Below are 14,574 nucleotides of genomic sequence, written 5' to 3' on the forward strand. Positions count from 1 at the left end.
CGTCATCCACTCAGGTCGTCGTCGTCACCGGGGTAGCGGACCCCGATCTGTCTCCGGGTTTCGTCGAGCAGGCCGAGAATCTCGACGGTGCCGAGATGGGGTAGAGCCGGTACCTCGATCAGCCCCGAACGCAGCGCCTGACTCACCGCGCTTGCCTCATAGTGGTACCCACGCCCATGCGTACTGACGTCGATCCGCTCCGTTCCGGAAGCAGTCGTGCGCAGGTAGTGGTCAGGATGGTGGAAGCGGTGCGGGAGCTGCAGGCTGCCCTCCGGGCCGCTGATCGACGCGACCCACGGGTTCTGCGAACGCAGGCCGCAGGTCAGCGCCGCGACCGCGCCACTGTCGTGCCGCCAGGCCATTGCCACGTTGAGATCGACACCGTCGTCGTTCAGCGCGCCGACTGCCTTCACTTCCGCCGGGCGGCCGAGCGCCATGTACGCGAACGTCATCGGGTAGATGCCGCCGTCCATCAGCGAGCCGCCACCGAGCGCCGGATCGAGCAGGCGAGCGGGCAACTCAGGCTTGTGGAAGGCGAAGTCCGCGACCACCTGCTGGGGCTCGCCGATCACGCCGCGGTTCAGGTCCTCGAACAGCGCCTGGATCACCGGGTTGGTCCGCATCCACATCGCCTCGGCGAACAAGGTGCGGTGCTCGGTGGCGACCGCGATCAGATCGCGGGCCTGTTTGGCGGTGAGGGTCACGGGCTTTTCGCACAGTACGGCGACGCCGGCCTGCAGCGCTGTCCGCGCGATCGCGTAGTGCTGCGGATGTGGCGTACCGATGTAGATGACATCCACCTGGCCGGAGTCGATCAGCTTCCGGTAGTCGTCGTACGCGTTCGGGATGCCATGCTCGGCGGCGAACCGATCGGCACTGTCCTGGCTCCGCGACGCGACCGCGGTGGCGACGGCGTCGTCGGGCAGCAACCCCAGATCGTGCGTGAACTGGGTCGAGATGTTGCCGGTAGCAACGATGCCCCATCTGACACGATCTATGCCCACTGGGTGAACTCCGGGGTCGGGAACGGTCCGTCCGCACCGATTCTCGCCGTTTCGAAGGCGTGAGCCAAGCGAATGAGCGTGACCTCACTTCGGGCCGTGCCGCCGAAGGTGAGGCCGACGGGCAGTCCGGAGACCGTTCCGGACGGCACCGAGATGAGTGGATACCCGGCCAGCGCGGCGTGCGACGACGAGCTGCCGAGAACGTGATCGCCGTTCACCAAATCGATCGACCAGGCCGGTGAGTACGCCGGGCTGACGATCGCGTCGAGCTGGTTGTCGCGGAGCAGGTTGTCGATCCCGTCCCGCCCGGCGCGGAGCGCGGTCAGGCGCGCGGCGACGTACACGGGTGAGCTCAGGCCCTCCGTCGCCGCGGCGCGCTCGAACAGCTCCTGGCCGAACCATCGCAGCTCGACGTCCGCGTGGTCGTTGTTGAACGCAATCAGCTCGTCCAGCGTGCGCGGTCCGCCCGGCGCGCGGGTGGCCAGGTACGCCTCCAGGTCCACCTTGAGCTCGTGGGCGAGCACCTGGAGCTGGTCCTCGTCGCCGCCGGGTGTGGGCAACGACAGGTGGTCGACGATGGTTGCTCCGCAGCTGCTGAGCAGCCCGAGCGCGCGCTCGCTGACCTGGTCCAAGCCGGTTGAGTAGCCCCAGAGCGGTCCGCGCGGGACACCGATGCGTACGTTGCTGAGGTCGGTGCCGCGGCAGTTGTCCGCGTACTCCGTGCTGCTGCCGGAGAGGACTGTCAACAGCGCGGCGGCCTGCTCGACCGTACGGGTCATCGGGCCGGCGGTGTCTTGGGAGTGCGAGATCGGGACGATGCCCTGCTGGGGGATCAGGCCGACGGTGGGTTTGATCCCGACCACACCGTTCAGTGCGGCTGGGCAGACGATCGAGCCGTTGGTCTCCGTACCGATCGCGTAGTCGGCGAGCCCGGCCGCCACCGCGGCGCCGGAGCCGCTCGACGAGCCACCGGCGGACCGGTTCAGGGCGTACGGGTTGCGCGTCAGCCCGCCGTACGCGCTCCAGCCGGATGACGAGGCCGAGCCGCGGAAGTTGGCCCACTCGCTCAGATTGGTCTTGCCGAGGATCACGCAGCCGGCGTCGCGCAGGCGCCGTACGAGCGGAGCGTCTTCGGGCGGCGGAGGCTGATCGGCGAGCGCCAGCGATCCGGCCGTGGTGGGCAGGTCGGCGGTGTCGATGTTGTCCTTGACCAGGACAGGCACGCCGTGGAGCGGTCCACGTACGCGTCCCTCGTCACGCTCCGTGTCGAGGCGGGCGGCTTCGGTGAGGGCGTTGGGGTTGGGGGTGCAGATGGCGTTGATGAGCGGGTCGACCGTCCGCATCCGCGCCTGCAGCTGGTTCACCAGCGCCGTGGCGCCGGATTCCTTCCCCACCCCATCACCCCGGCTCGAAGAAGTTGAGCTCACCCCAAAGATCCTGCCAGAGTTGGTCCGGTCCGGCCGCCCGCGTCCGACACGCTTCGTGTCGTGTCACGGGTGAATGACATTGCTGTTGTTCAGCACGTACAGTGGCAGGCGGACGGACGATCACCGACCGCACAGGAGTCAGCAGCAGATGGACAGCGCCAACGCCAGCTCTTCCGGCCCCGCCGAAGCTGCGCCGCCGGTCGTCGAGGGGCTCAGTGAGCGGGACGGCCAGATCCTTGCCTTCGAACGGCATTGGTGGAAGTACGCCGGGGCCAAGGAGCAGGCGATCCGGGACCAGTTCCAGATGTCCGCGACCCGGTACTACCAGGTCCTGAACGCGCTGATCGACCGGCCCGAGGCCCTCGTGCACGACCCATTGCTGGTCAAGCGCCTGCGCCGCCTCCGCGCCGCCCGGCAGCGCGCCCGCTCCGCACGCCGACTGGGTATCGAGGTCTGAGCATGTCCCGCCTCCGGGCGTGGCCGGCGTCCGTACGCCTGTCGCGCCGCACCCGTGGCGAACAGGGGCAGGTGCTGTCGTCGCTGGTCGCCGTGGCCGCCGTCGTCGCGATCGTTGCCGGTCTGCTGGTGCTGTTCGGGACCAGGGGGAACAACAGCAACGCCGACGAGAAGCCGGCCGCCGCCAGTACGCCGAAAACGGCCGGGAAGCCCACTGAGCCCTCGGCCAAGCCGTCCGCTGGGCCGTCGACTGTTGGGGCGAGTGTGCCCCGGCCGTCCGGGAAGCCGTCCACACCGGCTGCGCCGCCGACCGAGCAGTCCACTGTGCCACCCGCGGCGCCGCCGAGTGAGCCGCCGACGTCCGAGCCCCCTGCTCAGACCACTCAGCCGCCGCGGCCGAGCCAGCCGGTGACGATCCCGGCCGAGGAGCGGCCGGCGATCGAGGTCTACAACAACACCCCGCGCAAGGGCCTGGCCGACTCGGTCGCGAACCGCGCGCGGCAGGCCGGCTGGACGGTGTCCGGTTCGCCGGACAACTGGCACGGCAAGGTCGCCGAGAGCACCGTGTACTACCCGCCGGGCATGCTCGACGCCGCCAACCAGCTCGCCCACGACCTGGGCGTCGGCCGGACCAAGGGCGCGCTGGACAACATGAAGAAGGACCGCCTGACCGTGATCCTCACCTCGGACTACCCAGGATGAGCACTCCGGTTCTGCAGACCGAAGCCGGCCGGGACGGCTGGGAAGCCATCGTCGCCGACCCGGCGTCCGCGGTCATCTCGTCCGACTTCGACGGCGTGCTCTCGCCGCTCGTCGAGGACCCGGCGCGCTCCCGCCCGGTCGACGGCGCGCTGGACGCCCTGGCCCGGTTGGCACGGTCCGTCAACCAGGTGGCGATCGTCACCGGCCGCCCGGCGCTGGTCGCAACCGAGCTGTCCGGTGTGAGTGGGTACCCGGGGCTCGGGCGGCTGGTCGTGCTCGGGCACTACGGGCTGGAGCGCTGGGACGCGGCGACCGGAAAGGTCACCAGCGACCCGGTGCCGGCTGGTGTCGCGACAGCACGGGACCGGTTGCCGGGGCTGCTGAGCGACGCCGGGGTACCGGATGCGTTCGTCGAGGACAAGAACAGTTCACTGGCCGTACACACCCGTCGGCTGGACGACCCGACCGGAGCGCTCGAGCTGCTGCGCGGGCCGCTGACCGCGCTGGCCGAGGAGACCGAGCTGCGGCTGGAGCCGGGCAATCTCGTACTGGAGCTGCGGCCGCCCGGGATCGACAAGGGCGTCGCGATCCGGCACCTGCTCGAGTCGACCGGTGCAAGGTCGATCCTGTACGCCGGGGACGATCTGGGCGATCTCGCCGCGTTCCGGGCGATCCAGGAGCAGCGCGCGACCGGCGTACGCGCTGTGCTGCTCGCGACCCGCTCCTCGAACGCGACCGAACTGATCGACGCCGCCGACGTGGTGGTGGACGACCCGAGTGGCGCGGTGACCGTACTCACTGCTCTTTCGGACGCGATCGCCGCCCGCTGAACGCCTGCGTGACGGTTTTGCCGATCGGCTGAACCGGACGTTCGACGTACCCGCCGTCCTTGAGATTCGCCAGGCGCTCGAACGGGTTTCGCGAAGCCGGATCGCCGGTGAGCAGGAACGAGACGACGACACCGATCACGTACAAGGGCAGCATCGGCAGGCCGATCAGGCAGAAGTACTGCCAGGAGTGCCTTTCTTCGTGCCGTACCAGCGCGGGGTTGTCGAAGTACGCGCGGTCGTGCTTGCTGAGTACGACGTTCCCGATCGTGAACGCGCCCGCGATCGGGAAGCCGAGTTTGTACCCGTTCGCGAAGATCAGGCCGCGTGGTCCCCGGGTGAACGTCGCCCGGCCGAGCAGGCCGGCGAGCAGGCCGGTCAGGGTGGACAGATTGACGAAGTTGCCGATCACCTTCACCCACTGCCAGGCGGTCATGCGGATCAGTATGGGTTCTGTCGGTGGGGTGCGGTAAGACTTGGGGGGTGAGTTCGGTGGTGCGGGTCTGGCGGCCTGGGCGGGCGGTCGATCCGCATTCGGTGATCGGTGGGCTGCGGAAGGGGCCTGGCGATCCGGCGTACGTGTTCGATGCCGGACTGCGGACGGTGTGGCGCGCCACGCGGACTCCGGACGGGCCGGTGACGTTGCGGTTGCGGGCGCGCGGCGGCGAGGTCGAGGCCGAGGCGTGGGGGCCGGGCGCGGCCTGGGCGCTGGACGGCGTGCCGGAGTTGCTGGGCGAGCGGGACAGCTGGGACGGGTTCGTGCCGCTGCCGGAGCATCGGGCGCTGGTGGATGCGGCGCGGCGGTTCCCCCATGTCCGGGTGCCGCGGTCGCGGGCGGTGTTCGAGGCGATGGCGGCGGCGGGGATCGAGCAGGTCGTCACGGGCAAGGAGGCGTTCCGGGCGTGGCGGCTGCTGCTGCGTGAGTACGGTGAGCCTGCGCCGGGGCCGAAGCCACCGGACGGGCGGCAGCTGATGGTGCCGCCGGCGCCGGAGGAGTGGCGGCTGATTCCGTCCTGGCAATGGCTGCGGGCGGGCGTCGAGGGGCGGCGGTCTCGTGTCGTGACGACCGCGGCGACCCGGGCGAAGGCGCTGGAGCGGACGCTGGAGCTGACCGATTCCGAGGAGATCGAGCGGCGTCTCAGGTCGCTGCCCGGAGTCGGCGTGTGGACAGGGGCTGAGGTACGGCAGCGCGCGCACGGTGATGCGGATGCGTTTTCGTTCGCGGACTATCACGTTTCGCGGAACGTTTCGTACGCGCTGATCGGGGAGGAACTGGACGACGACGGGACCGCCGAGCTGATCGAGCCGTACCGCGGTCATCGCTTCCGGGTGCAGCGGCTGCTCGAGCTCGCGGGGATCGGCCATCCCCGCTTCGGACCGCGCAAATCGCTGCCGACGCACACCCCGGGAGCCACCCACCGGCTCCGCTGAGCTGAGATCGCTTGTCTCACATGGCGGGAACGCAGGACACAATATGGACCCGATTGGGTAATCTCGGGGGCAGCTCATCCAGAGGGACTGAGGGAAACGGCCCGTTGAAGTCCCGGCAACCCTCCCCGTCGAGCCCCCGTCCGGGGCGTTTCGCGGTGGAACGGTGCCAAATCCGTCCTGCCACCGAGATCCGGTGCCGGGGAAGATGAGAGGGGAACCTCACTCATGAGCCTGACCACCGCCCACCCGATCCGGGACGGTGCCTTCGGCAACGGTACGCACCTGAGCTGTCGCGCCTGCGGGGCGAAATCGCCGCTCGGCCCGTTCTACGCCTGTATGGAGTGCTTCGGTCCGCTCGAAGTCGGGTACGAGTACCCGGCGATCACCCGCGAGCAGATCGAGGCCGGACCCAAGAACATCTGGCGGTACCAGCCGCTGCTGCCCGTCCCGGTGGACGTGGCCAGCTTCCCGAACACCGAGCCGGGGTACACCCGCCTCGTCGACGCCCAGAACCTCGCCCGTGAGCTGGGCCTGCGCAAGCTGTGGGTGAAGGACGACTCGGGCAACCCGACGCACTCCTTCAAGGACCGGGTTGTCGCCTCCGCGCTGAGCGCGACCCGCGAGCTGGGCATGAAGGTCTTCGCCTGCCCCTCCACCGGCAACCTGGCCAACGCCGTCGCCGCGGCCGCCGCCCGGGCCGGGATCCGCTCGGTCGTGTTCATCCCGCACGACCTCGAGCGCCCGAAGGTGATCACCACGGCCGTGTACGGCGGCACGCTGGTCGCCGTCGAGGGCAACTACGACGACGTGAACAAGCTGGCGTCCGAGATCGCCGGTGAGGAAGAGGGCTGGGCGTTCGTCAACGTCAACGTCCGCCCGTACTACTCCGAAGGCTCCAAGACGCTGGCCTTCGAGATCGCCGAGCAGCTCGGCTGGCGGCTGCCGCAGCAGATCGTCGTTCCGGTCGCGTCGGGTTCGCAGCTGACCAAGATCGACAAGGGCTTCACCGAGCTCGGCAAGCTCGGGCTGGTCGACGCCACCGATTACAAGGTGTACGGCGCGCAGGCGACCGGCTGCTCTCCGGTGGCGCAGGCGTTCCGTGACGGGCATGACGTGGTGAAGCCGGTCAAGCCGGACACGATCGCCAAGTCGCTGGCGATCGGCAACCCGGCCGATGGTCCGTACGTGCTGGACGTCGCCCGGCGGACCGGTGGCGCGATCGAGGACGTCAGCGACGAAGAGGTCGTCGAGGGCATCCAGCTGCTGGCCCGTACCGAAGGCATCTTCGCCGAGACGGCCGGCGGCGTGACGGTGGCGACGCTGAAGAAGCTGATCGCGACCGGACAGCTCGACCCCGAGGCCGAGACCGTGATCATCAACTCCGGCGACGGGCTGAAGACGCTCGACGCCGTGGCCGACCGGGTCGGCCCCAAGGTGACCATCCCCGCGTCGTACGACGCCTTCGTGAAGGCAGGCCTGCAGTGAGTGTGAGTGTGCGCGTCCCGACCATCCTCCGTCCGTACACCCAGGGCGTCTCCGAGGTGTCCGCCGAGGGCGCCACGCTGCTGGAGGTGCTGGACTCGCTGGACACGTCGTACCCGGGCATCAAGGGCCGCGTACTGGACGAGTCGGGCGAACTGCGCCGCTTCGTGAACGTGTACGTGAACGACGACGACGTCCGATTCGCCTCCGGCCTGCAGACAGAGATCAAGGACGGCGGGCAGGTCTCGATCATCCCTGCCGTCGCCGGCGGCTGATCTCTTTAGTTTTAGGGGGTTCAGGCCCTGGTTCCGGTCGCAGTTCGTCCGGAACCAGGGCTACTGTCGCCGGTATGGCGACCATGTGGACAATCGGCGCAGACGCTGCCGATCCGCCGCGGCTGGCTGAGTTCTGGGCCGCGGCGCTGGGGTACATCCTCGAACCGGGCTACGAGAACGACGAGCACGGCGCGTCGATCGTGGACCCCGACGACCTCGGCCCCGCGATCGGCTTCCTGCACGTACCGGAACCGAAGACCGCGAAGAACCGCCTGCACCTCGATCTCCGCGTCGCCGGGCCCGGTCCGCGCGACGCTTTGTCCGCCGGGCGAATGCGTTCGAAGGCGGCCGAGCTGGTTGGGCTCGGCGCCGTGCAGGTGCGCGAGGAGTTCTACGGCCCGGAACTCGGCCACATCGTCATGCTCGATCCCGAAGGGAACGAGTTCTGTGTCGGCTGATTAAGCTGCTGCGATGAGAGCAGTGGTGGTGTCGGAGTACGGCGTACTGCCGGAGGTCCGTGACATGCCGGAACCAACTGTGGACGCTGGCTCGGTAGTACTTCGGGTCGAGGCGACCGGCTTGTGCCGCAGCGACTGGCACGGGTGGATGGGGCACGACTCGGACATCGTGCTGCCGCATGTCCCCGGGCACGAGTTCGCAGGCACCATCGCCGCTGTCGGCGCCGGGGTGACCGGGTGGGCCGTCGGCGATCGGGTCACCACGCCATTCATCTGTGCCTGTGGCCAGTGTGAGCAGTGTTTGGAGGGCAACCAGCAGGTCTGCCCGAACCAGCTACAACCTGGTTTCAACTATTGGGGCTCGTTCGCCGAGTACGTCGCGGTCCCGTACGCGTCGGTCAACCTGGTCCGCCTCCCCGACGACATGACCTTCGCAACCGCCGCGGGCCTGGGCTGCCGCTTCGCAACGTCCTTCCGCGCGGTCCACCAGGTAGCCCAGGTCAAGGCAGGCGAACGCGTAGCCATCTTCGGCTGCGGCGGCGTAGGCCTCTCCGCCATCATGATCGCCGCCGCCCTGGGCGCCGAAGTAATAGCCATCGACCCCAACCCAGCCGCCCTGACCCTGGCCGCAACCCACGGCGCCACCCACACCCTCCAAACCCCCACCCCACCTCCCGCGCCCACCGCGCCCACCGCGCCCGCCGCAGCCACTGTCAGCCCGGTTCGCGCCGCCCCGACTGCCACACCGACTGCCACACCGACTGCCACACCGACTGCCGCCGCCGATCCGGTCGTTGCCGCAATCAACGACTTCGGCGGCGCACACGTCACCATCGACGCCCTGGGCTCCAACGAAATAGCCCAGCAAGCCCTCCAGTCCCTCCGCCCCCGCGGCCGCCACATCCAAATCGGCCTGCTCCCATCAGCCATCACCCTCAACGCCGGCCGCCTGATCGCCCAAGAACTCACCTGGCTGGGCAGCCACGGCATGCCCGCCCACGCCTACCCCGAAATGCTCGCCTTGGTAGCCTCCGGCAACCTGAACCCAGCCCAGCTGGTCACCCGCACCATCCCCCTACCCCAAACCCCAGCAGCCCTCGGCGCCCTCTCCACCACCACCACCCCACCCGGGGTAACCATCATCACCCCCTAAACCCCACCCTGCCCCCTGCACTACCACCTGCCGCACCCGCCCCGCCTGCACCGCCACCTGCCGCGCACCTGCCCCGCCTCACCACTTGCCGTTCCGCGCCACTTGATTTGCCGCGCCACCTGCTCTGGCCCACCCCGGCATCCTCCTGCCACGGTTCAAGCAACCTGAACCAAGGAGCCGACCATGCCCCGCCAATTGACCCGCCTGATGAACATCCGCTACGCAAGCCCCGGCGGCATCGACCTGCACTTGGACGTGGTTGCCCCGTCCCCGCTACCGCAAACCCCCACCCCAACCGTCGTACGCATCGACGGCTGCCCCGCCTGGGGCCCCGGCGACCGCTACGCCGCCCAACTCCCGTTCGCGAACCCCGCCCTGGCGAACGCCGGCTTCATAACAGTCGCCATCTCCGTACGCACCAGCACCCAAGCCATCTTCCCCGCCCAACTGGAAGACATCCGATCCGCCCTGACCTGGCTCCGAACCAACCCCCTCAACCTCCCAATCAACCCCACCAAAATCGCCCTCTGGGGCCACTCCGCCGCCGGCCACCTAGCAGCCCTGACCGCCCTGTCCCCACCCATCCCAACACCCCCACAACCACACCCCACAAGGGATTCCCACCCCTCGTGCGACGCCCGTCCCTCCGACGACCTCGACCGTTCGCGCGAGGCCCACTCCTCGTACGACGCCAGGTTCGCCGAACATCTCCCACCGGCGGGCGACACCCAGGCGCCCGTACAGAACGCCCTTGAAGACAGGCGTGCATCCACCGCTCAAGCTCAGCTTCGAGCCGACGTTCAGGCGGTCGTCATCATCAGCGCCCCAACCGACCTCACCCGCCCAGGCGGCGCCATGCGAATCGACCGCCCCTCACCCGTAACCGCCCTGGTCGGCAGCACCGACCCCGAACGCCTACGCGCCGCCAGCCCCCTAGCTCACGTAACCCCCAACGCCCCGCCCTTCCTCATCATCCACGGCACCGCCGACGAAACAGTCCCGTACGAGCAAGCCGTACGCCTCCACCACGCACTCACCAACCAACCGACCCCACCCACCACCTCCCTCGCCTCCCCGCACTCCCCAAACTCACCCCACTCCGCCGACACATCTCCCGGCGCCGGCTCACCGCACTCCCCGGACTCCCCGGACTCCCCGGACTCCCCGGACTCCCCGGACTCCCCGGACTCACCGCACTCCCCGGACTCCCCGGACTCCCCGGACTCACCGCACCGCGCCGCCGGGCCCCACCGCGCCGCGTCACCCCGCGCAAATGCCCGTCTCCTGCCGATCATCGGCGGCCACCACAACCTCCTCCCCGACCCGAACGCGCCGTACGACAGCCCGGTCTGGCACGCCGTAGCCCAAGCCGCCGCCCACTTCTTCCACCAGACGCTCGGTCCTCGCCGATAAATCTGCCCAGGGCAACAACTGTTCATCAGAAACCCGTGGACAACTGAGCGTGCGCGATGAGCAGCAGCAAACTACCGTCCGCTCTCGACGCTCTCGACGCTCTCGACGCTCTCGACGCCGAGCAAGGCGGGCGACCTGCGCCATGTAATCGCCACAACGTAGTCCGAGCTGCGCCAATCGTCGGGGCAAGATGGACGATTGCATCGTCACTACTCGGCCCGCACGACTGCTGCGCGGACCGGGGCCCGGCGAGGAACGCCTGACGAAGCGAGCGCTTTTATACCGAAGGGCTGACTTCCGGCCCGGTCAGGCGGAATCCGTCCGGCTCAGCGCAGCGCCGCGATCAGGTCCGTCGCGATCCCAGGCATGAAATCGCAGTTCACGGTCCTGCCGTCGACCGGACCGGTGACGTTGTAGTCGACGACCGCGCGCTGCCCGTCGTGGATATCGATCACGACCTCGCAGGTCGGCCGCACCTGCATCCGCGCGCCGGACCAGGCAGGAAATCCGCCGACCTTGATCTCCCGCGGCTCAGTGTCGCTGAAGATGTAGCTTCCGTACACGCTCTTCTGGTACACGATGACGGAGAGCGAATACGGCGGTTGTTTGTACGCCCAGGTGCAGGTCAAGGTGCGGGTCCCCTCGAGGTACTCCGCGACCGGCTTCCCCGGCTTCACCTGCCACTTGGTAACAGGGACCCGGTCCAGCGCGGCGCAGTCCCGCATCGCCGAGAGATCGAGGTTTCCGGTCCGCGGGCGCGGCGACGGGGTCCAGGCTCCCGGAGTCCGGCTCGGACGGATCGGCTCCGACGAGGCCGGCCGGCCGCTGGGACTGCCCGACGCCGGTGTGCTCGGCAGACTGATCGTCGGCTTCTCGATCGGCTTCACTTCAGGCGCCCCCGCAGAGCACGAACTAGCCCAGACGACAGCCACGACGCCCGCCACAGCAGCGACGGCACGGCTGAACCTGATTTCCCGCATGAAGAGCATCCCTCTCACCTGACCGCGAGACGCGCCGACGATCCGCCGAGCGCCTGTCCTGTGCGGCACTGTAGCGAAACCGCGGGTCAGACCGGCAACTCGAAAGGACCGTGAACTGACTTCTCCGCTGCATCCCAAGCCACCACCCACTTCGTCCATCAACGCTGAGCTCCAGCCGATAAGGGGCCTAAGGCAACGATAAAGTCTGCGAAATCTGTGGATAACTATTTTCCCTTATTTTCAAGGGAATCCAGCTTGAAACTGTCGGTGGCGCTGCCTAGAGTTGGTGCATGGAAGAGGTCAGCGAGCGCCCAGTGTGCACGATGAGCGGCAGTGAAATGCTGTCCGCTCTCGACACGCTGGACGCTGAGCTGGCCCGCATCCATACCCGCCGCCTCCACCTGATCGCCGGCCTGGAATCCATCGGGTACGCGCAAGAACTAGGAGCCCACGACACCGTCCAACTACTGTCGTTCCGCTACCGCCAAGACCGCGCCGAAGCCCGCCGAGACGTGCGCCTGGCCCAAGCCCTCCCCAAATACAACTCCGTCTCCACTGCCCTCCCTGACACAACTCCAACCCCGCCACACGATCCGTACTCAGCCGAGCCAGACGCGGATGCGGCGACGCCGCAATACCTACGCCCAGCGCAAGCAGAAGCGATCGTCTCCGCCCTGGAACGCGTCCCCTCGACCGTACCCATCGAAAACCTCGACGTGGCCGAACGCGAGCTGGTCGGCCTGGCCCGCCACCTCTCACCCGCCGAGCTCCGCAAAGCCGCCCAGCGCATCCGCGACATCCTCGACACAGACGGCCCCGAACCCGAAGAACACAAGGCGTACGCCCGCGAATCCCTCACCCTCAACTCAGCCGACCGCGGCGTAAAGTTCCGCGGCTACCTGGCCAACGAAAATGCCGAGCTCCTCCGCGCCCTGATCCATGCCGGCGCCCGCCCCCACAAAACCACCGACGGCGAACCAGACCCCCGCTCCCGCGAAAAGCGCCAAGCCGATGCCCTGACCACAGCCCTGACAATCGCCGCCACCACCCTGGACGCGACTTCCACAACCAAGAACTCCCCAACCCCCACCGCAGCCACATCAAACGCCCCCACGGCAACCTCGAACACTTCAAGCGCCGACCCGACGACCAGCCCATTCGGTACGAGCACGCGCCCGTACACATCGGATGCCGACGCCGACCACCCCGAAGCGCTGAGCGTGTCACCCGGCGCGGCGCCCAGCACGAAAGCCGCCGCCCCCGCCGAGTCCACCCCCACCTCCAACTGGGTTCCCGGGTTCGGCGCGAAGGCGACGATCACAGTGACGATCGACCTGCAGGACCTGAAGTCGGCAACGGCGGACGCGATCGGCACCATGGTGTACGGCGACGGTCTCTCCGCGGCCACCATCCGCCGCATTGCCTGCGACGCAAAGATCATCCCGCTCGTACTCGGTACCAACTCCGAACCCTTGGACGTCGGCCGTTCCGAACGCTTGGTCACCAGAGCCATGCGTCGAGCTCTGAACGCCCGCGACAATGGCTGCGTCATCTGCGCAGCCCCACCCATCATGTGCGACGCCCACCACCTGCAGTCCTGGCTCGACGGCGGCGACACAAAGGTGACCAACCTCGTACTCCTCTGCCGCCGCCACCACGCCGACCTCCACGCCGGCGACTGGACCATCAAGATCACCAACGGCAAACCCCAGGTATCCCGCCCACCCTGGGCAGACCCAACCCACAAACCAACCCCACGCCGCCAACCCCACCCATCCCTCCAACCAGCCACCCCAATCACCCCCACGCCCGAAAACGACCACGCACCCCGAACGCCCACCCACACGAACAACCAATCCCTACCCGACACCAGAGCCCTGCCCGACAACGAAGCCCTCCCTGACAACAGAGCCCTGCCCGTCAACGAGGTCCTGCGTGCCAACGAAGCTCTGCCTGACAACGGAGCTCTGCCCGACAACGCGGTCCTGCGGGACAGCCGAGCTCTGTCCGACAACGAAGCTCTGCCTGACAACGGAGCTCTGCCTGATGGAGCTGCGCCGGACGACGAGACCGTGCCCGGAAGCGTGCTTCTGTCAGCCGGTCCACTGCTAACGGACAGCAGCTCGCCACACGGCGACTCGTTCTTCCACGGTCGTTCATCGGTTGACCGCGTCGCGTCAAGCGATGGCGGGCTGCCGAGAGACAGCGGGTCATGGGGCGTCGGGTTCCCACACGATGACGATGCATCCGGCGACGTCCGACAGTCGAGTGACAACGGCTCGCCGGGCAACGGCGACTTGCCGGGTGATGACAAGCCCCCGGGTGATAACGGGTTGCTGGGTGATGACGAGGCGCCGGGTGGTGACGGATTGGCGAGTGATGACTGGTTGCCGGGTGATGACAAGCCCCCGGGTGATAACGGGTTGCTGGGTGATGACGAGGCGCCGGGTGGTGACGGATTGGCGAGTGATGACTGGTTGCCGGGTGGTGACGGGCTGCCGCGCGATGACGAGCCGCCGGGTGGTGATGGGTTGGCGGGTGATGACGGGTTGGCGGGTGATGGCGGATTGTTGGGCGATGGTGGTGATGGGCGTGCAGCGCCTGAGGGCGAGGATGCGGCCTTGTCGGCGCGGGAGGCCGCGACTCTTGCCATCTGGGGTGAGTTGCCGGCGACCGGGCGTGGGTACGGCGTGCGTGATGTACACGCAGACGATCACGGTGCTTCGGTTGATGGTGGAGGCGGTTTCGTCCCGTCGTACTGGGGTGTCCCGCCGGAGCAGGTGCACGATGACGGTGAACCCGCGTACGGCGACCGCGCTTGGCTGGAGGATGCTGCAATCTTCGCCGCCTGGGGAGATCCTGCGGCAGACGAACCACAGAGTCCCCGCTGATCCTCTCTCATCTGTCCGCGCTGTCCGCGCTGTCCGCGCTGTCCGCGCTGTCCGCGCTGTCCGCGCTGTCCGCGC

At 68.3% G+C, this 14,574-nt stretch carries 14 protein-coding genes and 1 riboswitch; of the genes, 10 read left to right on the forward strand and 4 right to left on the reverse strand.

The window, feature by feature from the left end; all coding sequences use genetic code 11:
- Positions 1 to 2: 2 nt before the first annotated feature.
- Together ABD260_RS15380 and ABD260_RS15385 are read right to left on the reverse strand one after the other, a co-directional pair.
- A complete protein-coding gene (locus ABD260_RS15380) occupies positions 3 to 1,004 on the reverse strand; it encodes a Gfo/Idh/MocA family protein (protein ID WP_344234185.1) in 1,002 nt (333 codons plus the stop codon).
- Positions 995 to 2,398 carry an amidase gene (locus ABD260_RS15385; protein WP_344234186.1) on the reverse strand — a complete coding sequence of 468 codons (1,404 nt, stop codon included), beginning with the start codon at positions 2,396 to 2,398 and terminating at the stop codon, positions 995 to 997. The genes ABD260_RS15380 and ABD260_RS15385 overlap by 10 nt, the downstream gene beginning before the upstream one ends.
- A 181-nt stretch (positions 2,399 to 2,579) precedes the next feature.
- On the opposite strand from ABD260_RS15385, the gene ABD260_RS15390 reads away from it, so the two are divergent.
- From ABD260_RS15390 to otsB, 3 genes are read left to right on the forward strand one after another with little or no spacing between them, the layout of a single operon-like run.
- The gene (locus ABD260_RS15390) at positions 2,580 to 2,888 is read left to right on the forward strand and encodes a DUF3263 domain-containing protein (RefSeq protein ID WP_344234187.1); all 309 of its coding nucleotides are present in this window, start codon (positions 2,580 to 2,582) and stop codon (positions 2,886 to 2,888) included.
- A 2-nt stretch (positions 2,889 to 2,890) separates the two neighbouring features.
- A complete protein-coding gene (locus ABD260_RS15395; RefSeq protein WP_344234188.1) occupies positions 2,891 to 3,589 on the forward strand; it encodes a LytR C-terminal domain-containing protein in 699 nt (232 codons plus the stop codon).
- Entirely contained in the window at positions 3,586 to 4,419 is an 834-nt protein-coding gene (otsB, locus tag ABD260_RS15400) for a trehalose-phosphatase (protein ID WP_344234189.1), read from the forward strand. The genes ABD260_RS15395 and otsB overlap by 4 nt, the downstream gene beginning before the upstream one ends.
- Here otsB and ABD260_RS15405 read toward each other — a convergent pair.
- Positions 4,385 to 4,852: a hypothetical protein gene (locus ABD260_RS15405; RefSeq protein ID WP_344234190.1), complete on the reverse strand. Its 468-nt coding sequence runs from the start codon at positions 4,850 to 4,852 to the stop codon at positions 4,385 to 4,387. The genes otsB and ABD260_RS15405 overlap by 35 nt on opposite strands.
- Positions 4,853 to 4,899: 47 nt before the next feature.
- On the opposite strand from ABD260_RS15405, the gene ABD260_RS15410 reads away from it, so the two are divergent.
- The 6 genes from ABD260_RS15410 to ABD260_RS15435 all read left to right on the forward strand — a co-directional run bounded on the left by ABD260_RS15410 (position 4,900) and on the right by ABD260_RS15435 (position 10,628).
- Positions 4,900 to 5,847, forward strand: coding sequence for a DNA-3-methyladenine glycosylase family protein (locus tag ABD260_RS15410; RefSeq protein ID WP_344234191.1), 948 nt, complete (start codon positions 4,900 to 4,902; stop codon positions 5,845 to 5,847).
- Positions 5,848 to 5,918: 71 nt separating this feature from the next.
- A riboswitch (SAM riboswitch) is annotated at positions 5,919 to 6,059 on the forward strand.
- Positions 6,060 to 6,072: 13 nt separating this feature from the next.
- On the forward strand, positions 6,073 to 7,332 hold the full coding sequence (thrC, locus tag ABD260_RS15415; RefSeq protein WP_344234192.1) for a threonine synthase: 1,260 nt from the start codon (positions 6,073 to 6,075) through the stop codon (positions 7,330 to 7,332).
- A complete protein-coding gene (locus tag ABD260_RS15420; RefSeq protein WP_344234193.1) occupies positions 7,329 to 7,604 on the forward strand; it encodes a ubiquitin-like small modifier protein 1 in 276 nt (91 codons plus the stop codon). Before thrC ends, ABD260_RS15420 begins: the two co-directional genes overlap by 4 nt.
- Positions 7,605 to 7,678: 74 nt before the next feature.
- Complete coding sequence (locus ABD260_RS15425) at positions 7,679 to 8,062, forward strand: VOC family protein (RefSeq protein WP_344234194.1); 384 nt, start codon at positions 7,679 to 7,681, stop codon at positions 8,060 to 8,062.
- A 13-nt stretch (positions 8,063 to 8,075) separates the two neighbouring features.
- Positions 8,076 to 9,215 carry a zinc-dependent alcohol dehydrogenase family protein gene (locus ABD260_RS15430; protein ID WP_344234195.1) on the forward strand — a complete coding sequence of 380 codons (1,140 nt, stop codon included), beginning with the start codon at positions 8,076 to 8,078 and terminating at the stop codon, positions 9,213 to 9,215.
- Between the two features lie 183 nt (positions 9,216 to 9,398).
- Positions 9,399 to 10,628 (forward strand): alpha/beta hydrolase fold domain-containing protein, encoded by a 1,230-nt coding sequence (locus tag ABD260_RS15435; protein WP_344234196.1) that lies wholly within the window; start codon positions 9,399 to 9,401, stop codon positions 10,626 to 10,628.
- 326 nt (positions 10,629 to 10,954) lie between these two features.
- On the opposite strand, the gene ABD260_RS15440 is transcribed toward ABD260_RS15435, so the two are convergent.
- Positions 10,955 to 11,608: a DUF3558 family protein gene (locus tag ABD260_RS15440; RefSeq protein WP_344234197.1), complete on the reverse strand. Its 654-nt coding sequence runs from the start codon at positions 11,606 to 11,608 to the stop codon at positions 10,955 to 10,957.
- Between the two features lie 290 nt (positions 11,609 to 11,898).
- Here ABD260_RS15440 and ABD260_RS15445 point away from each other — a divergent pair, with 290 nt between their 5' ends.
- Positions 11,899 to 14,499 carry a DUF222 domain-containing protein gene (locus tag ABD260_RS15445; protein WP_344234198.1) on the forward strand — a complete coding sequence of 867 codons (2,601 nt, stop codon included), beginning with the start codon at positions 11,899 to 11,901 and terminating at the stop codon, positions 14,497 to 14,499.
- The last annotated feature ends 75 nt before the right edge of the window (positions 14,500 to 14,574 follow it).

The organism is Kribbella hippodromi (assembly GCF_039531045.1).
GTDB lineage: Bacteria > Actinomycetota > Actinomycetes > Propionibacteriales > Kribbellaceae > Kribbella > Kribbella hippodromi.